The following is a 2,016-nucleotide window of genomic DNA, read 5'->3' as shown; positions in this document are numbered from 1 at the left end:
GAGCCAAGATGAGTCGAGCAGAAAATCTTTCAAAAAAGATAAAAAAGTGCTTGACGAGTCAAAAATGGTGCGCTATAATGATTAAGCTGTCGCGAGAGAGCCGTTAGCTTAAAAACGCTCAAACGCAGTCAGCAGAACCATGACAACTTCATAGTGTAGAAACTGGTCAAGAGATCGACACAGTGCAAACTGGAGATCAGATCTCAAGATCGTATAAGAGACAAACGATGTACAAATATGTCGTATGTCCCTGTACAATTCAAACACAAACAACAATGATTCGGAAATAACGAGTCGAGACGCGATAAGCGTCATCCATTAACAGGATTTGGACGAATCGAAAGATTCTTCAGATAACATTTATTAAGAGTTTGATCCTGGCTCAGGATGAACGCTGGCGGCGTGCCTAATACATGCAAGTCGAGCGAGATGTTAGTGCATGAACCTTCGGGGGATTATATTAACGGACAGCGGCGGACGGGTGAGTAACGCGTAGGCAACCTGCCCTTGACAGAGGGATAGCCATTGGAAACGATGATTAAAACCTCATAACACCGTAGAAGCACATGCTTCAACGGTCAAAGATTTATCGGTCAGGGATGGGCCTGCGTCTGATTAACTAGTTGGTGAGGTAACGGCTCACCAAGGTGACGATCAGTAGCCGACCTGAGAGGGTGATCGGCCACATTGGAACTGAGACACGGTCCAAACTTCTACGGAAGGCAGCAGTAGGGAATCTTGCACAATGGGCGAAAGCCTGATGCAGCAACGCCGCGTGAAGGATGAAGGCCTTCGGGTTGTAAACTTCTGTTCTAAGGGAAGAAACAAATGACGGTACCTTAGGAGCAAGCCCCGGCTAACTACGTGCCAGCAGCCGCGGTAATACGTAGGGGGCAAGCGTTATCCGGAATTATTGGGCGTAAAGAGTGCGTAGGTGGTTACCTAAGCGCAAGGTTTAATTTAGAGGCTCAACCTCTACTTGCCTTGCGAACTGGGCTACTTGAGTGCAGGAGGGGAAAGCGGAATTCCTAGTGTAGCGGTGAAATGCGTAGATATTAGGAGGAACACCAGCGGCGAAGGCGGCTTTCTGGACTGTAACTGACACTGAGGCACGAAAGCGTGGGTAGCAAACAGGATTAGATACCCTGGTAGTCCACGCCGTAAACGATGAGCACTAGGTGTTGGGTCCGTTAGGGCTCAGTGCCGCAGTTAACGCAATAAGTGCTCCGCCTGGGGAGTACGCTCGCAAGAGTAAAACTCAAAGGAATTGACGGGGACCCGCACAAGCAGCGGAGCATGTGGTTTAATTCGAAGCAACGCGAAGAACCTTACCAGGGCTTGACATCCTGCTGACAGGATCTTAACCGATCCCTTCTTCGGACAGCAGAGACAGGTGGTGCATGGTTGTCGTCAGCTCGTGTCGTGAGATGTTGGGTTAAGTCCCGCAACGAGCGCAACCCTTGTCGCTAGTTACTAACATTCAGTTGAGGACTCTAGCGAGACTGCCGAGGTCAACTCGGAGGAAGGTGGGGATGACGTCAAATCATCATGCCCCTTATGTTCTGGGCTACACACGTGCTACAATGGTCGGTACAATGAGAGGCAATACTGCGAAGTGGAGCGAATCACCAAAACCGATCCCAGTTCGGATTGTAGGCTGCAACTCGCCTACATGAAGTTGGAGTTGCTAGTAATCGCAGATCAGAATGCTGCGGTGAATGCGTTCCCGGGTCTTGTACACACCGCCCGTCACACCATGGAAGTTGGGGGTGCCCGAAGTCGGCTAATTAATCTGTCGCCTAAGGCAAAACCAATGACTGGGGTGAAGTCGTAACAAGGTAGCCGTTCGAGAACGAGCGGCTGGATCACCTCCTTTCTAAGGAGACCTAGTCTCTACACTATGATAGTTTATGGGGAATTAGCTCAGCTGGGAGAGCACCTGCCTTGCACGCAGGGGGTCAAGGGTTCGATCCCCTTATTCTCCACCAGCCGAAAGGCAAATGTCGTTAACGCGAC

1 tRNA gene and 1 rRNA gene are annotated in these 2,016 nt (G+C 50.1%); both read left to right on the top strand.

Features of this window, described 5'->3' with window-relative positions:
• The first annotated feature begins 359 nt into the window (after nucleotides 1-359).
• Nucleotides 360-1,876 (top strand): 16S ribosomal RNA (locus AXF17_RS08860).
• Nucleotides 1,877-1,912: 36 nt separating this feature from the next.
• Nucleotides 1,913-1,988, top strand: a tRNA-Ala gene (locus AXF17_RS08855).
• The last annotated feature ends 28 nt before the right edge of the window (nucleotides 1,989-2,016 follow it).

Origin of the sequence: Mogibacterium pumilum (genome assembly GCF_002243385.1) — a bacterium.
In the GTDB taxonomy this organism is placed as follows: domain Bacteria; phylum Bacillota; class Clostridia; order Peptostreptococcales; family Anaerovoracaceae; genus Mogibacterium; species Mogibacterium pumilum.
Note: the sequence above shows the minus strand (reverse complement) of the source record. Positions and strands in the feature narration are given on the sequence as shown.